Consider the following 22,511-nt stretch of genomic DNA (forward strand, 5'->3'; position numbering starts at 1 on the left):
CGTCCGGGTGGATGGTCGCCTTCGACTGCATCCAATAAAATCACGCTGCGAGCTGATCCTCGCGGGCAGCCGCGATCATCACACTCGCGAGCAACCCGTAGGCAGCCTCCCACGCCTCGCGGACCGCCGGCGTAAAGGCCGTGCCGAGGCCGGCCGCCAGCGTCTCGATGAGCGCTTGCCCGACGATCGGATAATGATGTTCCTCGACGCCGTAGGTCACGTGACGCCTGGCGAGCACGCGCACCGTCGGCAGGATGGTGTCGGCCCGGTCCAGTCCGTGCACGACGAAGCCCAGGCTCGCCATCAGCTTGGCGCCTTGCTTGGTCATGTCTCTCACCGGAAACAGCGCGCGAAGATCCGAGTCGATCGCGAACAGGCGTTCATAGAACAGCGCGGCGGCGGCCACGCGTATCGGCACGACCTCGCGAAAACTATCCTGGACAAGTCTGATCTGGTCGGGTGTCATCGGCGACGCTCCTGCGTTCCTTGGTGAGGCTCGACCATCGCCCCAAAGCGTTTCGCTCGCATGTCGCCTGCGCATAGATGTGTTTCAGTTGTGTCTCAATTGGTTTTCATTTGCGCTCATTTGTTTTCAACTCCCTTGTGCGGCTTTGCCCTGAGGGCGGTGCCCGGAAGTCGTGCGATGTGATCAAACCACTCCCGATCGGTTCCCATCACGGTGATGGACGCGTCTGAAATTGAGGGAAGGCGGAGGCTCGCCTGTGGCGACACGAGGCAAGGGCGCACGGCGGCATGGGGATTATTGGAGGTTTTGGTGCCGCTTGCGTGACTCGAACACGCGACCCCATCATTACGAATGATGTGCTCTACCAACTGAGCTAAAGCGGCCTGGGAAGCCGAGGCCTCCAAGATGCGCTGGGTGATAGACGCAACCAGCCGCGAATTCAAGATGGGCAGTCGCGAATTCAAGAGGCCACGCTGGCTCAGTGACAGGAAAATCGGCGAAATATGTTGATTCCTTTGCCGAAAAACCTCTGGAAATAGGCCTTGGATGCATCGCCAAGGCAGAATGCGGCCGCTGGCCCGTTGATTGATTGGTCGCCTACGGCTAACGATCATGGGCAATGTGACCGTACGTGCAGAGGGGTCCCGCTTGGACGCGATCGAAAAAGCGATCCGGAACGCCTTCGAAAAAGGCAATGCCGACGACCGGGCGTTTCGCGAGAGGGTCTATCGATCGGCCTTCGCCGCACTGGACCGTGCCCTGCAGGCCAACCAGGGCGTGACGGTGGAAGTCGCCATCAAGCGTCGCAAGGCGGTGCAGGCCAAGATCACCGAAATCGAATCCGAGTTCCTGCCGGCGGTTCCCGATGTCGGCCTGCCGGCCGATGATGACGCTGCAGCACCGGCGGAGGAGCAGCCGGCCGATAGCGAAACCGAAGCCGAACCTGCGCCGTCGCCTGACGTCGTTGTCGAAGGTCCGGTGGAGCAGCCGGCCGATAGCGAAGCCGAACCTGCGCCGCCGCCTGACGTCGTCGTCGACGGTCCGGTGGAGCCCCAGGCCGATAGTGCGGTCGAAGCCGAATCTGCGCCGTCGCCTGACATCGTTGTCGACGGTCCGGTGCAGCCTCCTGCATCCGACGCGTCCCGGTCGCGCGTCCTGCCGGTCGTTCCCGATATCATGCCCGAAGCGGTTTTCGCTGGTGTGCCGGAGATCGACATGTCGAACCCTGCATCGGCCGGAGACGACGACGCAGAGGTGATGCCCGACCGCGACGAGAGGCGGGTGAGAGGCCGCCGTCTGCCGCTCACCGCGATCTTCCTCGGTGTTACGCTGCTCGCAGCTGCCGGCATCGGCCTCTATTTCGCTGCGCAGACTGGCGTCTTCAAATCGGCGGCCCAACTCGACACGGCCCCGCCGCAGTCGCCTCCCACGGTGGACGACGATGACTTCACGCCGCCAAGCGACACGGCCTCGCCGCTGAATCCCGGCGAGGCCGATGAGGAGCGCGACTGGATCAATGTGTTTTCGCCAAGCGACCCGACGCTTGTCAGTGCGCCTTCGGATGCCAAGGCCGAAGTCATGCAGGACGAGAGCGGTTCCTTCCTGCGCATCCGGTCGGGCGCCTCCGGCTCGGCCATCAGCTTCGACGTCGGGCAAGGCGTGCTGGAAAGGCTCGCCGGCAAGCACGCCGTGTTCGACATCATCGCCCGCTCCGAGGAGGGCAAGGAGACGCAGATTTCCGTCGATTGCAATTTCGGCGAATTCGGCGACTGCGGCCGCAAGCGCTACGCGGTTGGCCGTGAGAACAACGAATACCTGTTCGACGTGCGGTTTCCCGACAAGCGCCCGGGCGCTGCCGGCACCATCGCCATCAATTCCGACTTCGACCAGCAGGGCAAGTCGGTCGACATCTACGAGATCCGCGTCTCGGTTGTTCCCTAACCATCGAGCAATGCCTGCAGCGTCTCGATGCGGTCGGCTTCGGCGGCCGGCTTGTCCCAGCGCAGCCGTGAAATGCGCGGAAAGCGCATGGCGACGCCGGACTTGTGCCGTGTCGAGCGGTTGAGGCCCTCGAACGCCACCTCCAGCACGAGGCCTTGTCTGCGGTCGGCCCGCACCGAGCGGACCGGGCCGAAACGCTCGACCGTGTTGTCGCGGACATATTTGTCGATCTGCCTCAGCTCCTCGTCGGTGAAGCCGAAATAGGCTTTCCCCACCGGCACCAGTTCCTCCGATCCTTCGGGGCCGGACCAGACGCCGAACGTGTAGTCGGAATAAAAACTCGAACGCTTGCCGTGGCCGCGCTGGGCATACATCAGCACGGCGTCGACCGTGTGCGGATCGCGCTTCCATTTGAACCATGGGCCTTTCGGCCGGCCGGTGAGATAGGGCGAATCCCAGCGCTTCAGCATGACGCCTTCGATGACCGGATGCAGCGGCTTGCGGCGCAATTCTTCCAGCGCTTGCCAGTCCTCGAATTCGACCAGCGGCGACAGGTCGAAGCGGCTCGGGTCGAGCGTCCTGACGAAGGCCTCGAGCCGGCCGCGCCGCTCGCGGAAAGAGAACGCCCGCGAATCCTCGTCGCCGATCTGAAGCACGTCGTAGCAGCGCATGAACGCCGGGTATTGCTGCTGGATCTTGGGTGCCACGCTCTTGCGGTTCAGCCGCTGCTGCAGGTCCGAGAAGGTGCCCGTCGCCTGGGGATCGCCGACCAGAAGCTCGCCGTCGAGGGTGCCGGAAAAATCCATCGCCTCGGCGAGATCCGGAAAGGCGCCGGAAACATCGTCGCCGGTGCGTGAATAGAGCCGGCGAATGCCGCCTTCCGATACGGCCTGGACGCGGATGCCGTCCCATTTCCACTCGGCTGCATAGTCGGCCGGGTCGAGCTTTTCGAGATCGCCGTCACCGACCGGGTTCGACAGCATCACTGGCCGAAACAGCGCCAGCGCCGTCCTTTCGGGTTTTTCCGCCTTGCCTTCCAGCCAGGCGAACAGTCCGGCATAGGGCGGCGTCAGCCCGTGCCAGAGCTCTTCGATCTCGGCGATGTCGACCTTGCCGAAATCGGCCAGCGACTGCTTGGCCAAGCGTGCCGAGACGCCGATGCGCAGGCCGCCGGTGACCAGCTTTATAATGGCGAAGCGCGCCGAGATGCTGGCGCCGTCGAGCAGCCTTGCCAACACCTTCGGCCCGTCGGAACGGCTCGCCGCCTGCAGCTTTGCCACGACCTCGGCGAGTGTCGGCTCGTGGTTCGCGATATCCGCGGGCGATTGCGGCCAGACCAGCGAAACTGTTTCGGCGAGGTCGCCGACATAATCGTAGGAATAGCCGAACAGCACCGGGTCCATGCGCTCCATGACCAGCGCGCGCAGCATCGCCGGCTTGACCGCCGCGATGGTCAGGTCGCCAGTGATGGCGGCCAGCGCCAGGCCGCGATCCGGATCCTCGACGCTGCGGAAATAGTCGGTCAGCAGCGTCAGCTTGCCGTTGCGCGACGGCGTCAGCACGAGGCGGTCGAGAAGCTCGGCGAAGCGGTTCATTGTGAAAAGAGCCCGGCCAATGGGAGAAGCTTGCGATCCTTCGCGCCCCCCTCTGTCCTGCCGGACATCTCCCCCACGAGGGGGGAGATTGGCAGTTCCGTTCCTGCCGCCCATCCTGCAACGTCAGTGATTGGCGAAAGCCGGCGCGACATCCAATCTCCCCCCAAGTGGGGGAGATGGCCGGCAGGACAGAGGGGGGCGCCGTAGGGCGCTGCATCGGCCATGAGCGCCATCAATCGCCCTCATCCTCGTAGCCGACGAGATGCAGTGGCCTGGCAGCGATGCCTTCGAGTTCGCACCAGCGCACCAGGGCTTCCTCGCGGCCATGCGTCACCCAGATCTCCCCGGCGCCGGTCTCCTTGATCGTGGCGGTCAGCTCGTCCCAGTCGGCATGGTCGGAAATGATCAGCGGCAGCTCAACGCCGCCCTGCTTGGCGCGCTGGCGGATGCGCATCCAGCCGGAGGCGAAGCTCGAGATCGGATCGAGAAAGCGCCGCGCCCAGCGGTCGGCGAAGGCCGAGGGCGGGCCGACGACGATGGCGCCGGAGAAATCGGCCTTGCCGCCGCTTTCGACGGTCGCCGGCTCCAGCGTCCCGAGGTCGATGCCCTGGCTCTGATAGTAGTCGCTGAGCTTGGCCAGCGCGCCGTGTATGTAGATCGGCCTGTCGTGGCCGGCATCGCGCAGCAAGCGCATGACGCGCTGCGCCTTGCCGAGCGCATAGGCGCCGACCAGATGCGCGCGTTCGGGAAACTGCGCGGTCGATTTCAGCAGGCGGGCGATCTCCACGGTGTCGGGCGGATGGCGGAACACCGGCAGGCCGAAGGTCGCTTCGGTGATGAACACGTCGCATTTGACTGGCTCGAACGGCTCGCACGTCGCATCCCCCTGGCGTTTGTAGTCGCCCGACGCGACGATGCGCGTGCCCTGATGCTCGACCGCGATCTGCGCCGAGCCGAGCACATGCCCGGCCGGATGGAAGGTAATGCTGACGCCGTTCACGGCAATCGTCTCGCCGAGAGCCGCCGCTTGCGTCGCCCCGGCATAACCCACGCCATGGCGCAGCTCCATGATATCAAGCGTCTGTCTTGTCGCCAGCACGAAGCGATGGCCGGAACGGGCATGGTCGGAATGGCCGTGCGTGATCAGCGCCCGGTTGACCGGCCGCACCGGGTCGATGAAGAAGTCGCCGGGTGGGCAATAAAGGCCCTCGGGCCGGGGGTGAAGCAGGTCGCTGGCGCGCATGGCTCCAAGATAGGCATTAATTCCGGCGCGAGAAGCCTGTTGCAAGTGGCTGCTGACACCTGCATAGGCAGGAGATGTCGACCGCATCCGTGCCACCGGTGGCGGCGGCTGCGAAAAAGCCCGATTCGCATGCCCGACTGATGCGACCATCCCGATCGAAGGCGGCACATCGACACGGAGCACGTCCCATGCGCTGGAACATACTGGTCTTGGCATCTTGCCTGGCATCGGCCGGTTGCGTCGGCAACTCGATGTCCGAACGGCAGGATGCGGACGTCCGGTCCTCGCTGCAGTACGATAGCGTGCCTTGCGACCAATTGCTGGCGCAGCGCGCCGGGCTGGCGCGGCAATACCGCCTGCCGGTGGACGCCAAGCCGTCCTTCTCCAATCCGGCAATGGGCTTCGGCCCGTTCACGCCCGACATGCGCTCGAAGAGCAAGCGCGATTCCGATCAGGCACGCGGCAAGATCGATGCCATGAACCGTTCGATGGCTCGCCGCGAATGTGGCAAACCGGCCAAGCCAGACGAGCTCGGCCTGCCGGGTTAATACCCCGCGTCGCGATCCACGATGTTCTCGAGCTTCTCGCCGCGCTCGAAGGCCGCCATCTGGCGCAGCATGATCGGCGCCAGATGCACGGGATCGGAGGTCGCCGCCGCATGCGGCGTCATGAACACTTTCGGGTGGCTCCATAGCGGGCTGGTCTTCGGCAGCGGCTCGACCTCGAACACGTCGAGGCTCGCTTCCTTCAGTGTGCCATCCTCCAGCGCGCGCACGATGTCGGCATCCTTCTGCAGGCGGCCGCGCCCGGCATTGATCAGCACCGAACCGCCGAGGCCGTTGCGTTTCCTCAGCTCCTTCAGCACGCCGTAATTGACGATGCCTTGCGTCTGCGGCGTGAGCGGCAAAAGCACCACCAGAATGTCGGTGGCGTTGAGGAACGGAATCAACCCGGCCTCGCCCGAATAGGTCGAAACGTCCTTCATCGGCCGGTCGCTGCGCGACCAGCCATTGACCGGAAAGCCGAGCGACAAAAGCACCGACGCCGCCGCACGGCCGAGCGTGCCGAGCCCCATGATGCCGACGGAGATGTCGCTGGCCGGCCGTTGCGGCGGCTCGTGCCAGATCTTCTTTTTCTGCTGCGAGCGGTAGAGCATGCCCTGGCGATGGTGATCGAGCACGCGCCAGACGACATATTCGGTCATGTACTGGGTAAGGTTGTCGGCCACCACCTTCACGATCGGCACGTCGGGCAAAGTGGGATCGGCAAAGATGTGGTCGACGCCGGCGCCGATCGAAAAGACGGCGCGCAGATTGGGCAGCGCCGACAAGAGGTTCGGCCGCTGCTTCCACACCACCGCATAGGTGATCGAGGGGTCGCTGGCGCCGTCCGGCTCGAGCACCACCTCGCGTTCCGCCGACAGCAATTCGCGCCAGCGCTGCGGATGAAAGCCGGTGACGGCAAGCAGGATACGGCCTTTTTCCATTGCGAATTCTTTTTCCTTTTTACCTACGGCGCCCGCGTCTCCTGGACGCGCGAAGGACGCTGCAGCACTTTGATTTTGCGCATAATCCTCAACGAAAATCGATTCCGATTTTCAGGGCCATGGGCCGGCCCATTACTCGCTGACGATGCCGACCGGTGCCGTCTCGATCCTGAACGCGGCCGAGATCAGCGCCTTGGTATAGTCGGTCTGCGGCCGCTCGAAAATCTGTTCGGAGGGGCCGGCCTCGACGACCTTACCATTGCGCATGACGATGACGTCGTTGGCAAGCGCGCGGATGACCTTCAGGTCGTGGCTGATGAACAGATAGGCGAGGTCGTGCTTGGCTTGCAAGCTGCGCAGAAGGTCGACCACTTGCGCCTGCACGCTCATGTCGAGCGCCGAGGTCGGCTCGTCCAGCATGACGAAGCGCGGGTTGAGCACCATGGCGCGGGCGATGGCGATACGCTGGCGCTGGCCGCCGGAAAACTCGTGCGGATAGCGATTGCGCGTGGCGGGATCGAGCCCGACTTCCCCGAGCACATCGACAATGCGCTTGTCGCGCTGATCGGGCGACAGCTTCGGCTCGTGGATCCTCAGCCCCTCCTCGATGATCTCGGAGACCGACATGCGCGGGCTCAAGGACCCGAACGGATCCTGGAAGACGATCTGCAGCTCGCGTCGCAGTGGCCGCATGGCGTTGAAAGTCAGCTCGTTGATGTCGCGTCCGTTGAATTGAATGGTCCCGGTCGAGGAGATCATCCTGGCCAGTGCCAGGCCGAGCGTCGTCTTGCCCGAGCCGGATTCGCCGACGACGCCGAGCGTCTGGCCGGCGCGAACGGTGGCGTCGATGCCGTCGACAGCCTTCACATTGTCGACGGTGCGCCGGAAAAAGCCTTTTTTTATCGGAAACCAGACCTTGATGTCCTGGCCCGTCATGACAGGCTTGGCGGCATGGTTGGCCGCCGGCGGCTTGCCCTTCGGTTCGGCGGCCAGCAAATGCCGCGTATAGCTATGCTGCGGGTTGGGGAAGATGTCTTTCGTCGGCCCTGTCTCGACGATCTTGCCCTTTGTCATCACGCAGACCCGGTCGGCGATCTTCCTGACGATGCCGAGATCGTGGGTGATGAACAGCATCGACATGCCCTTGCGGCTCTTCAGCTCCGCAAGCAGTTCGAGGATCTGCGCCTGCACGGTGACGTCGAGTGCCGTCGTCGGCTCGTCGGCGATCAGCAGTTCCGGTTCGTTGGCCAGCGCCATGGCGATCATGACGCGCTGGCGTTGGCCGCCGGAAAGCTGGTGCGGATAGGCGTCGAGCCGCTTCTCCGGCTCGCGGATGCCGACCTCGTTGAGCAGCTCCAGGGTGCGCGCCTTGGCCTGGCGGTCACCCAGGCCCTGGTGCAGCGTCAGCACCTCGACGATCTGCTGCTCGACCGTGTGCAGCGGATTGAGCGAGGTCATCGGCTCCTGGAAGATCATGGTGATCTTGTTGCCGCGCACGCGGCGCAATTCCTTCTCGTCGGTGGCGAGCAGGTCGGCGCCCTGGAACAGGATCTTCCCCGACGGATGGCTGGCGGCCGGATAGGGCAGCAGCTTCAGCACCGACAGCGCCGTGACCGACTTGCCGGAGCCGGATTCGCCGACCAGCGCCACCGTCTCGCCCTTGGCGATGTCGAAGGAGACGTGGTCGACGGCCATCGACTGGCGGCCTTCCTGCGCGAAGGCGACGCTGAGGTCGCGGATGGAGAGGAGGGGGGCTTCGCTCATCGGAACGTCTTGCGCGGATCGAAGGCGTCGCGGGTCGCTTCGCCGACGAAAACCAGCAGCGACAGCATCAGCGAGATGACGACGAAGCCGGAAATGCCCAGCCACGGCGCGTTGAGGTTGCGCTGGGCCTGCTTCAGGAGCTCGCCCAGCGAGGCCGAGCCGGGCGGCAGGCCGAAGCCAAGGTAATCGAGCGAGGTCAGCGTCGAGATCGAGCCGCTGAGCAGGAAGGGCATGAAGGTCAGCGTCGCCACCATGGCATTGGGCAACAGGTGCCGGAACATGATGGTGCCGTTTGACACGCCGAGCGCGCGGGCCGCGTTGACATATTCGAAGTTGCGGGCGCGCAGGAACTCGGCCCGCACCACGCCGACCAGCGCCACCCAGGAGAACAGCAGCATCAGTCCAAGCAGGATGAAAAAGCCGGGCGGCAGGATGGCGGCGACGATCAGCAAGAGATAGAGCACCGGGATCGCCGACCATATCTCGATGAAGCGCTGGAACAGAAGGTCGGTCCAGCCGCCGAAATAGCCTTGTAATGCGCCGGCCGTCACGCCGATCAGCGCCGAGCCGGCGGTGAGGATCAGGCCGAACAGCACCGAGACCCTGAAGCCGTAGATGACGCGCGCCAGCACGTCGCGTGCCTGGTCGTCGGTGCCCAGCCAGTTCCAGTTGCCGACGACGCAATTGGGATCGGCCGCACCTTGCGGATACTGGTTGCAGCGTGTCTTGGCGTCATAGAGCCAGGACGGCTTGGTGGGCGCCGCCTCGGGGATGGCGTTGTTGACGGTCCGGTAGGAGTAGCGGACCACCGGCCAGATCATCCAGCCATTGGCATTGATCTCGTCCTGGATGACCGGGTCGCGATAATCGGTGACCGCGTAGAAGCCGCCGAACTTCTCCTCGGGATAAGCGACCAGGACCGGAAACAGGATCTCGCCCTTGTAGGAAACCAGGACCGGTTTGTCGTTGGCGATCCATTCGGAAAACAGCGACAGCACGAAAAGTACGAGGAAGATCCACAACGACCAATGGCCGCGCCGGTTGGCCTTGAAGTTCTGCAGGCGACGCTTGTTGAGCGGCGACAGCCAGGGTCGGGCAATCCGGTCCGGTGCCGTTTCGACCGCGCTCCCGGCCATCAGACGTCTCTCCGCTCGAAGTCGATGCGCGGGTCGACCCAGGTATAGATCAGGTCGGACAGCAGCCCGACGAACAGGCCAAGAAGCGAGAAGATGTAGAGATTGGCGAAGACCACCGGATAGTCGCGCTCGACCACCGACCTGAAACCGAGCAGACCGAGGCCGTCGAGCGAAAAGATGTTCTCGATCAGCAGCGAGCCGGTGAAGAAGGCCGAGATGAAGGCGCCCGGAAAGCCGGCGACGACGATCAGCATGGCGTTGCGGAAGACGTGCCCGTAGAGAACCTGCCGTTCCGACAGGCCCTTGGCGCGCGCGGTCACCACATACTGCTTGCGGATTTCCTCGAGGAACGAATTCTTGGTCAGAAGCGTCGTGGTGGCGAAGGCCGACAGCACCAGTGCCGTCAGCGGCAAGGTCATGTGCCAGAAATAGTCGACGATTCGCGCCGGCCAGGACAGCTGGTCCCAATTGTCGGAGGTGATGCCGCGCAGCGGGAACCAGTCATAGAACGATCCGCCGGCAAACAGCACCATCAAAAGGATGCCGAACAGGAAGCCCGGGATGGCGTAACCGACGATAACGACGCCGCTGGTCCAGACGTCGAATGCCGAGCCGTCCTTGACCGCCTTGCGGATGCCGAGCGGGATCGAGATCAGGTAGGACAGGAGCGTGATCCACAGCCCGATCGAGATCGACACCGGCATCTTCTCCAGGATCAGATCGATCACTGAAATGTCACGGAAATAGCTGTCGCCGAAATCGAACCTGGCATAGTTCCACAGCATCATGCCGAAGCGCTCGAGCGGTGGCTTGTCGAAGCCGAACTGCTTTTCCAGCTTGGCGATGAATTCGGGGTCGAGCCCCTGCGCGCCGCGATATTTCGAACTGACCTCGCCGGCCGCATCGAAATTACTGCCGCCCGCGTCCCCACCGCCACCGCCGAGGCGGTCGCTGCCGCCCTGGTTCGTCAGCCTGGCGATGACTTGCTCGACCGGCCCGCCCGGTGCGAACTGGATGACGGCGAAGGATATTGCCATGATGCCGAACAGGGTCGGGATCATCAGCAGGATGCGGCGCAGGATGTAGGCGCCCATCAGACGTTGTCCTCCTTGAGGAAAAGCACTGTGTCTGGACCGCCCCCCAAGGCAATCGCTTCAGACCAATTGTCGACGCCAGCGCCGCCCCTCATTGTCCTGCCGGACATTTCTCCCCGTATAGTGACGGGGAGAAGGGGGCCGGCCGTAGTCTCGGCGCTTTTACTACAACGCTTGTGATTGGCAAAACCATCGATGAAAGCGCCCCTCTCCCCGCCACTATACGGGGAGAGGATGCCGGCAGGCAGGTGAGGGGCGGCGCCGACGCCCGCAAGAAATTCACCCTTTGCCAATTTTTGCCGCCTTGTCCTTGTCGAACCACCACAGCGCCTCGACCGGAAAGCCGAAATCGGGCTTCTGCTCGGGAAAGCCGAACATGTCCCAATAGGCGGCTCGGTGATTCGCGAGATAGTATGTTGGAATCCAGTCTAGCCGCGCGCGCAAGACCCGATCGAGCGCTTTGAGCGCCGTGACCAGTTCGATCCGGCTCTGTGCATTGCCGGCCGCGACGATCAGCGCGTCGATGGCTTTGCTTTCCGTACCGGGATAGTTGCGCATCCCCGGCGTTTTCGCCATCTGGGAGTCATAGAGGATCTCCAGGCCGTCGGCGGTGGGCGTCGCTCCGATCGACCATGCGAGCATGATGAGATCGAAGTCGAAATTGCTCTGCCGCTGTTCGTACTGCGTCGAATCGACCTGCCGGATCGAGGTGTCGATCCCGATCGCTTTCATGTTCTCGGACCACGGGGTAAAAAGGCGAACGAGGCTGTCGTCCTCGACCAGCATTTCCACCCGCAGTCGCTCGCCCTTTTCGTTGACGACGAAATTGCCCGCTCGCTTCCAGCCGGCCTCAGTAAGCAGTCTCGAAGCCTCGCGCAGCAGCTTGCGGTCGTGGCCCGAACCGTCGGAGACAGGCTGCATCACCGGTTCGCCGAAGGCTTCCGGTGGCAACTCGGCTCTGAACGGCTCCAGCAGGGCCAATTCCTCGGGCGAGGGCAGGCCCTCGGCCTTGTAATCCGACCGCTCGAAGTTCGATTGCGAGCGCTCGTAGGCGCCGTAAAACAGAACCCGTTTGGTCCATTCGAAATCGAAGCAATTGGCGATCGCCCGCCTCACGCGCACATCGCGGAATTGCGGGCGACGCTGGTTCAGCGCGATAGCCTGCATGGATGGCGTTTTTTCGCCGGGAAATTCGCGTTTGACGACCCTGCCGTCCTTCAGCGCCGGAAAGTCGTAACCGGTTGCCCATACCCGCGCGGTAAATTCCTCGCGAAAATGCGTGTCGCCTTTCTTCAAGGCTTCAAACGCTGCCTGGCGATCGAGATAGAAGTCGATACGGATGCGGTCGAAATTGTAAAGGCCGCGGTTCACCGCCAGATCGCGGCCCCAATAGTCGGCGACGCGCTCATACTCGACCGTCTGTCCGGCGGCCACGCGCCCTATCTTGTACGGTCCTGAACCGAGCGGCGGTTTCATCGTCGCGGCATCGAATTCGTTGGCCGTGTAAAAGGCCTTGGACACGATCGGCATTGTGACCACCGCAAGGATATTCTGCGCGGACTGTTTGCCGTTGAAGGTGAGGTCGACGGTAGCCGGATCGACCGCGACCGCTTCCGTCATATGCCGCAGCGCTTGGGAAAGGTTCGGGTGGCCTTTGTCCTTGTAAAGCGTCAACGCGAAGGCAACGTCCTCGGCCGTCAGTGGCGAGCCGTCGTGGAAGCGCGCTTGCGGTCGTAGGCCGAAGCGGAAGCCGTTGCGGTCCGGCGACAGGGTAACGGTTGCGGCAAGCAGGCCATAGACCGCATCCGGCTCGTCGAGTGCGCTTGCCATCAGCGAATCGAAACAGAGTTCCGTGCGCGGCGGCGATTCCCCCCTCAACACCAGGGAATTCAACGTGTTGAACGTCAGGAAGCTCTGATTGAAGGTGGAGTTCGGCGGTGCGAAATTCATCCCGCCACCCTTGGGGGCGTCCGGATTGACATAGTCGAAATGCTTGAAATCCGGAGGATATTTGAGGTCGCCGAAGGCCGACAGGCCGTGCAGCTTTACGCCGGTCGGGATGGTGGCAAAGGCCCGGCCCGGCAGAAGCGCTGCCGCCGTGGCCGCGGCGCTCAGCGCCAGGAAGTCGCGGCGGGCCAGAGAGTCGCGGCGAGGGAGCGCCGCCATCAATTGCCGCTCTTGTATTTTGCGGTCAGCGCCTTTTCCTTGTCCTTGTCGATCCACCAGGAGTCGATGTCGGTGCCGACATAGGCGGGTTGCTTCTCGGGAATGCCGAACTTGTTCCAGTAGGCTAGCCAGACCACCGGTCTGTGCCATTGCGGCACCACATAGTAGTTCCACAGCAGAACCCGGTCGAGCGCATGGGTGGCGGCAACCAGATCGTCGCGGTCGGTGGCGAAGATGACACGGTCGACCAGCGCGTCGACCACCGGGTTCTTGATGCCCATCAGATTGCGTGAGCCGGGTGCATCGGCGGCTTTTGAACTCCAGAAATCGCGCTGCTCGTTGCCGGGGGAATCCGACTGTCCGAACATCCCCGTCACCACGTCGAAGTCGAAGCTGCGGGTGCGGTTCACATATTGGCTGGGGTCGACGATGCGAAGCGCGGCATCGATACCGATCTTGCGCAAACTGTCGACATAAGGATTGGCGATCACCTCGTCGCTCGGGTCCCGTCCGAGGATCTCCAGCTTGAATTGCTGGCCGCTCTCGGCGTTGACCATCTTGCCGCCCTTGATGACCCAGCCGGCCTGAGCGAAGAGGTCGACCGCAGCCTTCAGGTATTTGCGCTCGGCCTGCGGGGAATCGTAGACCGGCAGCTTGAATTCCTGGGTGAACAGCTCCGCTGGCAGCTTGTCTCGATACTGCTCGAGGATTTCCAGCTCCTTGCCTCGCGGCAGGCCACTCGATGCCAGTTCCGTACCTTGGAAATAGCTGCTCGTTCGGGTGTTGAGGCCGAAGAACAGCGTGCGGTTCATGCTTTCGAAATCGAGCACGTTGGTCAGCGCCTCGCGTATGCGTCGATCCTGAAACTGCTGGCGCCGCAGATTGAGCACGAAACCCTGCATCGGCTCGGGCGTTTCGGTCTTGAACTCCTTCTTGATGACGTCGCCTTGCTTGATCGCGGGGAAATTATAGGCGGTCGACCAGCGTCTGGAACTGTTTTCCGCGTTGATGTCCTCAAGCCCACCCTTGGTGAACGCCTGCCAAGCCGCATTCTCATCGAGAATATAGGTGAAACGCTGCGTGTCGAAATTCTCGCGGCCGATCTTCACCGGCAGCTTGGCGGCCCAGTAGTCGGGTACGCGCTGCCAGACGATTTCCGAACCCGGCTTGAAGCTGGCGATCTTGTAGGCAGCGGAGCCGAGCGGCGGCTCTTGCGTCGGCCTGGTGACGTCGCGCTTCTTGCCTTTGGCGTCGGTGCCCTCCCACCAGTGCTTCGGCAGCACGACGAGGTCGCCGAGGATCTTCGGCAGCTCCCGGTTGCCCTTCTGGTCGAAATGGAATTCGACTTCGCGGTCCGAGATCGCGACGGCATCGGTGACGTTCTCGAAATAGCGGCTGTACATCGGGCTGTTGGCCTTCAGCACCTGGAACGACCAGATCACGTCGTCGGTGGTGATCGGCTTGCCGTCATGCCATTTCGCGCGCGGGTCGAGACGGTAGGTCACCGAGGAATAGTCGTCCGGATGTTTGTAGGCGTCGGCGATCAGCGGGTGGCTGACGCTGCCCTCGTCGGTCGCCTGCTCCATCAGCGTGTCGTAGAGCAGCCCGCCGCCGAACGGGACGAAGCCGGCGGCGAAGGAACCCTGGACGATATAGGGATTGAAGCTGTCGAACGTGCCGGGCGCCACCGAATTCAGCGTGCCGCCCTTCGGCGCGTCCGGATTGACGTAGTCGTAGTGCTGGAAGTTGTCGCCATATTTGGATTCGCCGATCAGCGACGAAGTGGTGCGCCATTCGTCCGCGAACGCTGCCTGCAGGCCGCCGGCGAAAGCGGCCACAACCAGCATCGATCTGAGAAACGTTCGGCCAACCGTCATGCCTTCTCCTCTTTGCGATAGCTGTCAGCGGACAATCTAGATCATTTGACGCCTATGAAAACCGCGACAGGCCGGCTTTGTCGCCGCACATGCGCTTTTCCCATCAAAAAAGCCGGGCTGAACCCGGCTTTTCTAAGGATGCTGTCATGACAATTGCGTTATTGGGCCGGTGCGGGAGCAGGGGCTGCGGGTGCTTCACCCTCGGCCGGCTTGGCTGGCGCCTCACCCTCTGCAGGTGCTGCACCCTCTGCCGGCTTGGCCGGCGCCGCGCCTTCGGCGGGCGCAGCCGCATCGGCCGAAGCGCCGGGCGTCGGCAGCGGCTTGGGACTGTCCGACAGCGTGCGCAGATAGGCGATGACGTTGGCCCGGTCTTCGTCCTTCGGCAGGCCGGCGAAGCTCATCGCCGTGCCCTTCACGAGCTTCTTGGGCGAGGTGAGGAAGTGGTTGAGATTGTCATAGGTCCACTTCTCGGCGCCGTCCTTGGAAAACTCCTTCATGCCGCCCGAATAGGCGAAGCCCGCATGCTCGGCGACAGGACGGTCGACGATGTCCCACAGATCGGGGCCGACCTTGTTCGGACCACCCTTCTCGCCGGTATGGCAGGCCTGGCACTTCTTGAACACGGCGGCACCCGCCTCGGCATTGGCGTTGGCCAGCAGGTCGGCGATCGGCTTGGCTTCTGCCGCGGGGGCCGCTGGGCCGCCCTCCGCGGGCTCCTCGGCCGCCTCGATGGCGAAACCGGGCTTTTCCGGTGTGGGGGAGGCGAACAGCGCGTCGGATATGATGCCGACCGAGAAGACGACGAACACGGTTCCCAGCAGCCCGCCGATCAGCTTGTTGATTTCGAAAGAGTCCATACGCCCCAGGCTCCCTTTTCCGGCGGACCGATCCGTCCACTCCGTCCGTCGGTAATCGTGAACCACCTCGCGAGGCGGTCAAATCGGGCGGAAACTAGGTCTTTTGCTCTGGCGTTGCAACACCTATAAGGGCGCTTCCAGTGAGACCTTTTGCCACTTTTCCCGTCCTCTTTTCGAACGCTTCGTCATCCCGATGTCCACGCTCATTCTCATCCCGGCCCGCATGGCCTCGACCCGCCTGCCGGGCAAGCCGCTGGCCGACATCGCCGGCGCTCCGATGATCGTCCATGTCGCCCGCCGCGCCGCCGATGCCGCACTTGGCCGGGTGGTGGTCGCGACCGATACCGAAAGCGTGGCCGAAGCGGTGCGCGCGCACGGTTTCGAGGCGGTGATGACGCGGGCGGATCACGAATCGGGCTCCGACCGCATCTTCGAGGCGCTGGCCACGCTCGATCCAGGGCGCAAGGTCGAAACAATCGTCAATGTGCAAGGCGACCTGCCGACCATCGATCCCGACATCATCAATGCCGCGCTGAGGCCTTTCGAGGATGCGGCCGTCGACATCGCCACGCTCGGCATCGAGATCGTCCGCGACGAGGAAAAGACCAATCCGAATGTCGTCAAGATCGTCGGCTCGCCGCTGTCGGGGACACGGCTGCGGGCGCTCTATTTCACCCGCGCCACGGCACCCTGGGGCGAGGGGCCGCTCTACCACCACATCGGCCTCTACGCCTATCGCCGCGCCGCGCTCGAACGCTTCGTCGCGCTGAAGCCGTCGCCGCTGGAACGGCGCGAGAAGCTCGAGCAGTTGCGGGCGCTGGAGGCCGGCATGCGCATCGACGCCGAGATCGTGCAGTCCTCGCCGTTCGGCGTCGACACGCCGGACGACCTCGAACGCGCCAGAACCATCCTTTCAACCTGAGACATTTGGTCAACCCGAGACATTTGGCATGCCTGAAAAAACCAACAGAATAGCCTTCCAGGGCGAGCCGGGCGCCAATTCCGACACCGCCTGCCGCAACATGTTCCCTGATATGGAGCCGTTGCCGTGCCCGACCTTCGAGGACGCGTTCAACGCCGTCGAGACCGGCAAGGCCGATCTCGCCATGATCCCGATCGAGAACACGATTGCCGGGCGCGTCGCCGACATCCACCATCTCCTGCCGGAATCGAAGCTGCACATCGTCGGCGAATATTTCCTGCCGATCCATTTCCAGCTGATGGTCTTGCCGGGCGTCAGGCGCGACGAGATCAGAAGCGTGCACAGCCACATCCATGCGCTCGGCCAATGCCGCAAATACATCCGCAAGAACGGCTGGAAGCCGGTGGTCGCTGGCGACACGGCGGGCGCCGCCAAGCTGGTCGCCGAGCTGAAGGACCGCACCATGGCGGCGTTGGCGCCGGCCTTGGCCGCGACGCTCTACGGGCTCGACATCATCGAGGAGAATGTCGAGGACACCGACAGCAACGTCACTCGCTTCGTCGTGCTGACCAAGAACAGGCGATGGGCCGACCGCCCTTCCGACGCCGCCAAGATGATGACGACGTTCATCTTCCGCGTCCGCAACGTGCCGGCCGCGCTCTACAAGGCGATGGGCGGCTTCGCCACAAACGGCATCAACATGACCAAGTTGGAGAGCTACCAACTCGGCGCGTTCACCGCGACCTTGTTCTATGCCGATATCGAGGGCCATCCCGACGATCCGCTGGTCAAGCTGGCGCTGGACGAGCTTGCCTTCTTCTCGCGCGAAATGCGGATCCTGGGTGTCTATCCGGCCAGCGAATCGCGCGAGCAATGGAAGGTGGCGGATTAGCTGGCATTCATCGAGAGCTCTGCGGCGTCCTGACCTAGAGCCTTGCCAGGTGACGTGCGCCGGGCGACATTCCTGCGATGTGGCTCATGAAACTGACGCTCGCGGTCGCTGGGTTGTATGCGGTCGTTGTCGCCGTCGCGTATGTGCTTCAGTCCTGGCTGATCTTCCCGGCCGGCTTTGCGGCTTTCGGACCCGATCTGCCGGCCGGGGCCCGCCATGTCGAGCTGGCGACGGAGGATGGCGAGCGCGTCGTTCTGGTACGCCTGCCCTCAAGACAGGCGGTGGTCGAGCCGCGCCCGCTTCTGCTGGGATTCGCCGGCAACGCCTGGAATGCCGACGCGCTTGCCCTCATGCTGCACCAGCTCTTCCCCGAACATGAGGTCGCTGCGCTGCACTACCGCGGCTATGCGCCGAGCGGCGGAAGCCCGTCGGCCGCCGCCCTGTTCGAGGACGCCCGACGCGCCCATGACCACCTGACCACCGATGCCAAAGCCGGCATCGTCGCCATCGGCCTTAGCCTCGGCGCTTCGGTTGCGGTCGATCTGGCGGCGGCCCGGCCGCTGCGCGGCATCGTCATGGTGACGCCCTTCGATTCGCTGAGCGAACTCGCCGCTCACCACTATCCCTGGCTGCCGGTGCGCCTCTTGCTGCGGCATCGCATGGAGGCGGCAGGAGCTCTGCGCCACCTCGATGTCCCCGCGGCCATCATCATCGCCGAGCACGACACCATCGTTCCCGCGGCACGTTCGGCACCCCTGCGCGAGGCCGCCCGTGATCTGCGCAGCCACATCGCCATAGCGGCTGGCCACAACGACCTCTATGGCCATCCCGACTTCGCCGGCGCGCTACGCGCCTCCGTTGCGGCGGTCACGCACGATTGACGAGCAGTTCAGGGAGCACGCAAGGTGACGATCCAGGCCGGCCCGGCGACACGGCTGCTGGTTGTACTGAAGGGCGCTTTTGAGGCGCGCCGCCGTGAGGAAGGCTATCGCTCAAGCCTTTGGATGCGTCCCGAACAGACGCCATCGCGCCTCATGCTGCATTGATCCGTATGTCACTCGATCGCTTTGCAAGTTCCGAACGCGTTCAACACGCTATGTTGCGAGGCCACGGTGAAGGAGGCCATCTCGTCACTTGTCGAGCCCTGGATCGTCCAGCCGGTTGCCCCGTCGACACCTTGAAGGATGAGGCTGTCGCCCGACCGAGCCAGGACACCGATCGTCGACACATGCGGCAGGCCGTCCGCATTGACCGACGCGATGATTTGCTGCTCGAAATGGATGAGAAAACGCGCCGGCAGTGGAACCTCGCCAAGCGCCTCGGCCGCACTGCAATCGGTACCTGTCTTGCAGAGGCGGGCCTCGGTAAAGGTACAATCGATCGGATGCGGCAACGGTTCGGTCCCGGCCGCCTGTTGATCCCGGGGCGCGGGTTCCTGTTCAGCAGGCTGTTGACCTTCCGGCGCGGGCTGCTGTGCGTTGGCGAAGCTGATGAGGCCGCCGGCGATCAGGGCAGCGATGATTGGTGAAAGGACGTGCATCTGAAGCCTCCTATCCTGGGTGCAACGTTGAAGGCGACGACCGACGGATCTCGACGCGGTTTCGCCGGACGTCAGTACGGTTCATAGGGTGGATAGTAGGCAGGACGCCGGGGTGGAGGATAATAGTAGACGGACGGAGGCGGCGGACGATAATAAGCTGGGGGGAAAGGCTGCCCGTAATAGTAGCGCGGGCGCGGGTGCTGCCGCGCGCTGACCGCGGCTCCCAATACCGCACCGGCGACGAGGCCGGCTATCAGCGCTCCATCATGATTATGGTGGGCATGGGCTGGCGTCGACATCGACGCTGCCACGACGCTTACAGCGGCAAGCACCGGAACTGTGACTTTCAGCATCTCTCTCTCCTTCCTCTTTCGCCTCACTTGACTGCTATCTCCGGGCACTGACTGCGCCCGGAATTTACGGAATTTCTTCCTCGATCGCTTCGGCCAGCACGGATCCCAGCCGCCAGCCGTCATCGCGATCCCCGTAGCGGATGTCGTAGATGCGCCATTCATCGGCGTGCCGCGAGAGGACGAGACCGGCCTCGAGTACCGCCGCATTTTTTGCGATTGCCGACTTTGGCTCCCGCTTCACGTTCATTCTCGGCGGCATCCGCCTACGTGGAGAAGAAAGCGCTGGCTTTAATGGTATGGGCCGGGTCACCACGGCGCCCATCCTGTGATGGTCGCGCCAAGCAAGGTAGATTGACCGGATTGCTGGATTCCAACAAGGAACCCTGCAGACCAGCACCGCCGCTTGGCCGATCGGGCACCCCTCCGCCTCTTCATGCACGTTATACGTGTTGTCTTCGAAAGAAAACCCCATCGAATATCGAATCCCACTTTTCGGACTTCGCAAAATGCCGCGAACGCGGACGACACCAGATCAAGCGCAGCCCAGATCGCGATTGACCCCTCCACATCCCTGGCTTGCATGCGATCCCCGATCGGGAAATCACCGTGACCATGGCGCACTGCACGCCATGATCCCGAAGGAGGTCGAGAGCTTCCTGGCGCAGGCAGGCATCTCGAACCGAGCTCTTTAGCCGTGTCGATGGTCCGTTCACCCTGGGCATCCGCTTCCGTGCGCATCTCGGACTTGCGAGCGATGTGCTTCGATGCCTAGTGGGATCAAACTTGTTCGTTCGGAGCGATTGGACTTTGTCCCTAGCTCAGCGGCTCGTAGTCGATCTCGAGAAACGCCTCGACTTCCGGAATCCATCGGTCGCGGACGAAGGCGACGTGGTCGGGATGGTCGTTGTAGCCTGAATAGGCGGCCTGGTCGGCGAACTCCATCGAGAAGCCGAAGTGATAGTCGTTCTTCGGGCTGACCTGCCGCAACTGCTCGAACTTTTCGACGCCTGGTATAGCCCCGAGCATTTTGGCGTCGGCAAGGAACTTCTTCTCCTCGACCGAGCCCTCCTTGTGCTTCAGCCTGAACACCACTGTGTGACGGATCATATTGCTCCCCCTGAATGTCTATGCGCTGTCGGCCCACGCGCGAATGAGGTTATAGGCGATCGCCCCCTTCGGCGGCGTGACCAAGCCGCCCGGATGCTCGCGGGCCAGCATCGAGAGCACCTCGTCGCGAAAGAACCAGCGGCAGTCTTCCAACTCGTTGAGGTCGGCCTGGATGTCATCGTCGAGCGGTTCGCCGAAGCAGCCGATCATCAGCGAATAGGGAAACGGCCAGGGCTGGCTGGCATGATAGACGACGCGGCCGAGCCTGATGCCGGCTTCCTCCAGCGTTTCGCGGCGCACCGCAGCCTCGATCGTCTCGCCCGGCTCGATGAAACCGGCAAGTGCCGAATACATGCCCGGCGCGAAATGCCGACCGCGGCCGAGCAGGCATTTTTCGCGCGTCGCCGTCAGCATGATCGCCACCGGGTCAGTGCGTGGAAAATGCTCGGTGCCGCAGGCCGGGCAAAGCCGCTTGTAGCCGCCTGCCCGCATCTCGGACTCGGTGCCGCATTTGCTGCAGAAGCGGTGGCTGGCATGCCAGGCGAGCAGCGCTGCCCCTTGCGCCAGCGCGCCGGCCGCCGGCTCGTCGATCAGCCCCTGCATATAGACCGAGCGATAGTCGATGGCCTTGATGGTTTCGGGAAGTTGTTCGGGGTCGACGCCGGCCGGCACGGCGAGCACCGGTCCGCTCTCGGAAAAACCGAGCAGGACGCCATGGTCGAGCGATGCCTGGAGCGACTGGCTTTCCTCGGCGCCGAACCAGGGGTCGAAGCCATCATCTTTGAGCTTCAGGCAGAGCCGCCCGCCATGCATCAGCAAGAGCCTGGCCGAGGGATCGGCGAGCGCCTTTTCGACGGAATCGTCGGCGCGGTTTTCGGATTGCCGGTCGATCATGTTGCCGGCGAAGCCGACGAACTGGCTCGGCTCGCGCAAGGGCGCGTCAAACAGGCGGAAGCTCATCGAGGTCTCAACTTCAGGATGGACACGGGGAGAGGCTTATAGCGCCGCCTTGATCGTTTGGGCAAACCGGCGCAGGTCCGGGCGCTGGTAGGGCTCGCGCATGCCGTGGCCCCATACCGGGCCTGGCCAGCCAGGGTCGCCCTCCGAGCGCGCGATGACATGGACATGCAACTGGCGCACGATGTTGCCGAGTGCGCCGGTGTTGATCTTGGTGCAGCCGGTCACCCTTTTCAGCGCCTGCGCCACCATGTTGGTCTCGAAGGTCAGCATCGCCTGGTCGAGCGGTGTCAGATCGTGGATTTCCTCCGCGCCCGGCCGCTGCGGCACCAGAAGCAGCCACGGCCAGCGGCGGTCGTTCATCACCCGCAACTCGCACAGCCCGAGCCACATCAACTGCTCGCTGTCCGCCTCCAGCCGCGCATCCAGTGTGAATCCGGCCTTGAGGCCCGGCAACATCGGCGTTTCCTTCACTTTTGTCGTGTTTTTTAAACTTTATCGACGCTAGAGCGGCTGTCGTGGGGCTGCAAGCGAATCATTGGAGCAATCGCCTCAGGCCGGCGCCCTGCCGGCACTTCAAACATTCCGAAACAGGCGTCGTCGGTGAAGCTGCCGATCTCCGCGCTTACGGGAGATCGGATGTCACCTTCGGCTTTCGCCAATCTTCAAAGCTGAAGGCTGGCAACTTTGTTCTTGCTTTGTGCCTGCAGTTATGCTAATAATTCCAGTATGGTGCTGATTGCGCCAATGACTCGCCCTTGACGACCCGCCCCCGAGGCGGGTTTTTTGTGTGTGCCGAGCATGATCGACAGCTTGGAGGTGTAAGTCCTCTACCCAGCCTGATGGCGGCGAAGGGTTAGCGAAGCGCAAGGGCGTCGTCGCAAGGCGGGGTCTGAAGGAAGCGTGGAGCAAACCCGCGACCCGATGGACAAGAACCGGATACGAGGCCTACCCGGCCGGACGAGCGGGCACATGACCGCGAAGTCCATGGTCATCAAGGACCGGGGTGGTAAATCCGGCGGGTGTGCGGGGAAGGCGGTCGATCTTACCTCGGGAGATCTGTGCCGTGTCCGGAATTCCGGACTGAGCCCGCCGTGAGGCGCGCTGATCGCGGT

Annotated in this window: 22 protein-coding genes and 1 tRNA gene; 6 read left to right on the forward strand and 17 right to left on the reverse strand. The window is 63.4% G+C overall.

The annotated features are described in order from the left end of the window. Nucleotides 1–40 precede the first annotated feature (40 nt). Nucleotides 41–466 carry a globin family protein gene (locus IQ26_RS21850; protein WP_145720419.1) on the reverse strand — a complete coding sequence of 142 codons (426 nt, stop codon included), beginning with the start codon at nucleotides 464–466 and terminating at the stop codon, nucleotides 41–43. A gap of 307 nt (nucleotides 467–773) precedes the next feature. Further along, nucleotides 774–849: transfer RNA gene (locus IQ26_RS21855), tRNA-Thr, on the reverse strand. Nucleotides 850–1,114: 265 nt separating this feature from the next. On the opposite strand from IQ26_RS21855, the gene IQ26_RS21860 reads away from it, so the two are divergent. Further along, nucleotides 1,115–2,407, forward strand: a complete 1,293-nt coding sequence (locus tag IQ26_RS21860) for a hypothetical protein (RefSeq protein ID WP_145720420.1) — start codon at nucleotides 1,115–1,117, stop codon at nucleotides 2,405–2,407. On the opposite strand, the gene IQ26_RS21865 is transcribed toward IQ26_RS21860, so the two are convergent. Continuing rightward, nucleotides 2,404–4,002 (reverse strand): cisplatin damage response ATP-dependent DNA ligase, encoded by a 1,599-nt coding sequence (locus tag IQ26_RS21865; RefSeq protein ID WP_145720421.1) that lies wholly within the window; start codon nucleotides 4,000–4,002, stop codon nucleotides 2,404–2,406. The two genes, IQ26_RS21860 and IQ26_RS21865, sit on opposite strands and share 4 nt — an antisense overlap. Before the next feature lie 232 nt (nucleotides 4,003–4,234). After that, nucleotides 4,235–5,245: a ligase-associated DNA damage response exonuclease gene (locus tag IQ26_RS21875; protein WP_145720422.1), complete on the reverse strand. Its 1,011-nt coding sequence runs from the start codon at nucleotides 5,243–5,245 to the stop codon at nucleotides 4,235–4,237. A gap of 188 nt (nucleotides 5,246–5,433) precedes the next feature. Here IQ26_RS21875 and IQ26_RS21880 point away from each other — a divergent pair, with 188 nt between their 5' ends. Then, complete coding sequence (locus IQ26_RS21880) at nucleotides 5,434–5,793, forward strand: hypothetical protein (protein WP_145720423.1); 360 nt, start codon at nucleotides 5,434–5,436, stop codon at nucleotides 5,791–5,793. On the opposite strand, the gene IQ26_RS21885 is transcribed toward IQ26_RS21880, so the two are convergent. The 7 genes from IQ26_RS21885 to IQ26_RS21920 form a co-directional block, all read right to left on the reverse strand. After that, a complete protein-coding gene (locus tag IQ26_RS21885; protein WP_145720424.1) occupies nucleotides 5,790–6,731 on the reverse strand; it encodes a 2-hydroxyacid dehydrogenase in 942 nt (313 codons plus the stop codon). The two genes, IQ26_RS21880 and IQ26_RS21885, sit on opposite strands and share 4 nt — an antisense overlap. A 132-nt stretch (nucleotides 6,732–6,863) precedes the next feature. Beyond that, entirely contained in the window at nucleotides 6,864–8,495 is a 1,632-nt protein-coding gene (locus tag IQ26_RS21890) for an ABC transporter ATP-binding protein (protein WP_145720425.1), read from the reverse strand. Next, nucleotides 8,492–9,631 (reverse strand): ABC transporter permease, encoded by a 1,140-nt coding sequence (locus tag IQ26_RS21895; protein ID WP_145720426.1) that lies wholly within the window; start codon nucleotides 9,629–9,631, stop codon nucleotides 8,492–8,494. The genes IQ26_RS21890 and IQ26_RS21895 overlap by 4 nt, the downstream gene beginning before the upstream one ends. Next, nucleotides 9,631–10,725: a microcin C ABC transporter permease YejB gene (locus IQ26_RS21900; protein ID WP_145720427.1), complete on the reverse strand. Its 1,095-nt coding sequence runs from the start codon at nucleotides 10,723–10,725 to the stop codon at nucleotides 9,631–9,633. Before IQ26_RS21900 ends, IQ26_RS21895 begins: the two co-directional genes overlap by 1 nt. A 279-nt stretch (nucleotides 10,726–11,004) precedes the next feature. After that, complete coding sequence (locus IQ26_RS21910; RefSeq protein ID WP_145720428.1) at nucleotides 11,005–12,891, reverse strand: extracellular solute-binding protein; 1,887 nt, start codon at nucleotides 12,889–12,891, stop codon at nucleotides 11,005–11,007. Beyond that, entirely contained in the window at nucleotides 12,891–14,768 is a 1,878-nt protein-coding gene (locus IQ26_RS21915) for an extracellular solute-binding protein (protein ID WP_145720429.1), read from the reverse strand. Before IQ26_RS21915 ends, IQ26_RS21910 begins: the two co-directional genes overlap by 1 nt. A 158-nt stretch (nucleotides 14,769–14,926) precedes the next feature. After that, nucleotides 14,927–15,625, reverse strand: a complete 699-nt coding sequence (locus IQ26_RS21920) for a c-type cytochrome (protein WP_145720430.1) — start codon at nucleotides 15,623–15,625, stop codon at nucleotides 14,927–14,929. 193 nt (nucleotides 15,626–15,818) lie between these two features. On the opposite strand from IQ26_RS21920, the gene IQ26_RS21925 reads away from it, so the two are divergent. From IQ26_RS21925 to IQ26_RS39175, 4 genes are all read left to right on the forward strand, one after another. Then, a complete protein-coding gene (locus IQ26_RS21925) occupies nucleotides 15,819–16,547 on the forward strand; it encodes a 3-deoxy-manno-octulosonate cytidylyltransferase (protein ID WP_145720431.1) in 729 nt (242 codons plus the stop codon). Between the two features lie 28 nt (nucleotides 16,548–16,575). Then, entirely contained in the window at nucleotides 16,576–17,439 is an 864-nt protein-coding gene (locus tag IQ26_RS21930) for a prephenate dehydratase (RefSeq protein ID WP_145720432.1), read from the forward strand. A gap of 86 nt (nucleotides 17,440–17,525) precedes the next feature. Beyond that, nucleotides 17,526–18,320, forward strand: a complete 795-nt coding sequence (locus IQ26_RS21935) for an alpha/beta hydrolase (protein WP_145720433.1) — start codon at nucleotides 17,526–17,528, stop codon at nucleotides 18,318–18,320. A 24-nt stretch (nucleotides 18,321–18,344) separates the two neighbouring features. Further along, nucleotides 18,345–18,485 carry a hypothetical protein gene (locus IQ26_RS39175; protein WP_156090943.1) on the forward strand — a complete coding sequence of 47 codons (141 nt, stop codon included), beginning with the start codon at nucleotides 18,345–18,347 and terminating at the stop codon, nucleotides 18,483–18,485. 8 nt (nucleotides 18,486–18,493) lie between these two features. Here IQ26_RS39175 and IQ26_RS21940 read toward each other — a convergent pair whose 3' ends face one another. The 6 genes from IQ26_RS21940 to IQ26_RS21965 form a co-directional block, all read right to left on the reverse strand. Beyond that, on the reverse strand, nucleotides 18,494–18,979 hold the full coding sequence (locus tag IQ26_RS21940; protein WP_145720434.1) for a hypothetical protein: 486 nt from the start codon (nucleotides 18,977–18,979) through the stop codon (nucleotides 18,494–18,496). A 71-nt stretch (nucleotides 18,980–19,050) separates the two neighbouring features. Next, a complete protein-coding gene (locus IQ26_RS21945) occupies nucleotides 19,051–19,332 on the reverse strand; it encodes a hypothetical protein (RefSeq protein ID WP_208760194.1) in 282 nt (93 codons plus the stop codon). Nucleotides 19,333–19,396: 64 nt separating this feature from the next. After that, on the reverse strand, nucleotides 19,397–19,579 hold the full coding sequence (locus tag IQ26_RS21950; protein ID WP_145720435.1) for a hypothetical protein: 183 nt from the start codon (nucleotides 19,577–19,579) through the stop codon (nucleotides 19,397–19,399). Between the two features lie 566 nt (nucleotides 19,580–20,145). Then, nucleotides 20,146–20,439: a Dabb family protein gene (locus tag IQ26_RS21955; RefSeq protein ID WP_145720436.1), complete on the reverse strand. Its 294-nt coding sequence runs from the start codon at nucleotides 20,437–20,439 to the stop codon at nucleotides 20,146–20,148. Nucleotides 20,440–20,457: 18 nt separating this feature from the next. Then, nucleotides 20,458–21,399 (reverse strand): NAD(+) diphosphatase, encoded by a 942-nt coding sequence (gene nudC, locus IQ26_RS21960; RefSeq protein ID WP_145720437.1) that lies wholly within the window; start codon nucleotides 21,397–21,399, stop codon nucleotides 20,458–20,460. A 36-nt stretch (nucleotides 21,400–21,435) separates the two neighbouring features. Beyond that, nucleotides 21,436–21,855, reverse strand: a complete 420-nt coding sequence (locus IQ26_RS21965) for an HIT domain-containing protein (protein WP_145720438.1) — start codon at nucleotides 21,853–21,855, stop codon at nucleotides 21,436–21,438. Nucleotides 21,856–22,511: the final 656 nt, after the last annotated feature.

The organism is Mesorhizobium tianshanense (assembly GCF_007830515.1).
GTDB classification, from domain to species: Bacteria; Pseudomonadota; Alphaproteobacteria; order Rhizobiales; family Rhizobiaceae; genus Mesorhizobium; species Mesorhizobium tianshanense.

Bases quoted from the DNA above. Each gene is read 5' to 3' on its own strand.
- IQ26_RS21850 (WP_145720419.1), bottom strand. From the start codon at position 466: ATGACACCCGACCAGATCAGACTTGTCCAGGATAGTTTTCGCGAGGTC.
- IQ26_RS21865 (WP_145720421.1), bottom strand. From the start codon at position 4,002: ATGAACCGCTTCGCCGAGCTTCTCGACCGCCTCGTGCTGACGCCGTCG.
- IQ26_RS21875 (WP_145720422.1), bottom strand. From the start codon at position 5,245: ATGCGCGCCAGCGACCTGCTTCACCCCCGGCCCGAGGGCCTTTATTGC.
- IQ26_RS21880 (WP_145720423.1), top strand. From the start codon at position 5,434: ATGCGCTGGAACATACTGGTCTTGGCATCTTGCCTGGCATCGGCCGGT.
- IQ26_RS21885 (WP_145720424.1), bottom strand. From the start codon at position 6,731: ATGGAAAAAGGCCGTATCCTGCTTGCCGTCACCGGCTTTCATCCGCAG.
- IQ26_RS21890 (WP_145720425.1), bottom strand. From the start codon at position 8,495: ATGAGCGAAGCCCCCCTCCTCTCCATCCGCGACCTCAGCGTCGCCTTC.
- IQ26_RS21895 (WP_145720426.1), bottom strand. From the start codon at position 9,631: ATGGCCGGGAGCGCGGTCGAAACGGCACCGGACCGGATTGCCCGACCC.
- IQ26_RS21900 (WP_145720427.1), bottom strand. From the start codon at position 10,725: ATGGGCGCCTACATCCTGCGCCGCATCCTGCTGATGATCCCGACCCTG.
- IQ26_RS21910 (WP_145720428.1), bottom strand. From the start codon at position 12,891: ATGGCGGCGCTCCCTCGCCGCGACTCTCTGGCCCGCCGCGACTTCCTG.
- IQ26_RS21915 (WP_145720429.1), bottom strand. From the start codon at position 14,768: ATGACGGTTGGCCGAACGTTTCTCAGATCGATGCTGGTTGTGGCCGCT.
- IQ26_RS21920 (WP_145720430.1), bottom strand. From the start codon at position 15,625: ATGGACTCTTTCGAAATCAACAAGCTGATCGGCGGGCTGCTGGGAACC.
- IQ26_RS21925 (WP_145720431.1), top strand. From the start codon at position 15,819: ATGTCCACGCTCATTCTCATCCCGGCCCGCATGGCCTCGACCCGCCTG.
- IQ26_RS21930 (WP_145720432.1), top strand. From the start codon at position 16,576: ATGCCTGAAAAAACCAACAGAATAGCCTTCCAGGGCGAGCCGGGCGCC.
- IQ26_RS21935 (WP_145720433.1), top strand. From the start codon at position 17,526: ATGAAACTGACGCTCGCGGTCGCTGGGTTGTATGCGGTCGTTGTCGCC.
- IQ26_RS21940 (WP_145720434.1), bottom strand. From the start codon at position 18,979: ATGCACGTCCTTTCACCAATCATCGCTGCCCTGATCGCCGGCGGCCTC.
- IQ26_RS21945 (WP_208760194.1), bottom strand. From the start codon at position 19,332: ATGCTGAAAGTCACAGTTCCGGTGCTTGCCGCTGTAAGCGTCGTGGCA.
- IQ26_RS21950 (WP_145720435.1), bottom strand. From the start codon at position 19,579: ATGAACGTGAAGCGGGAGCCAAAGTCGGCAATCGCAAAAAATGCGGCG.
- IQ26_RS21955 (WP_145720436.1), bottom strand. From the start codon at position 20,439: ATGATCCGTCACACAGTGGTGTTCAGGCTGAAGCACAAGGAGGGCTCG.
- nudC (WP_145720437.1), bottom strand. From the start codon at position 21,399: ATGAGCTTCCGCCTGTTTGACGCGCCCTTGCGCGAGCCGAGCCAGTTC.
- IQ26_RS21965 (WP_145720438.1), bottom strand. From the start codon at position 21,855: ATGTTGCCGGGCCTCAAGGCCGGATTCACACTGGATGCGCGGCTGGAG.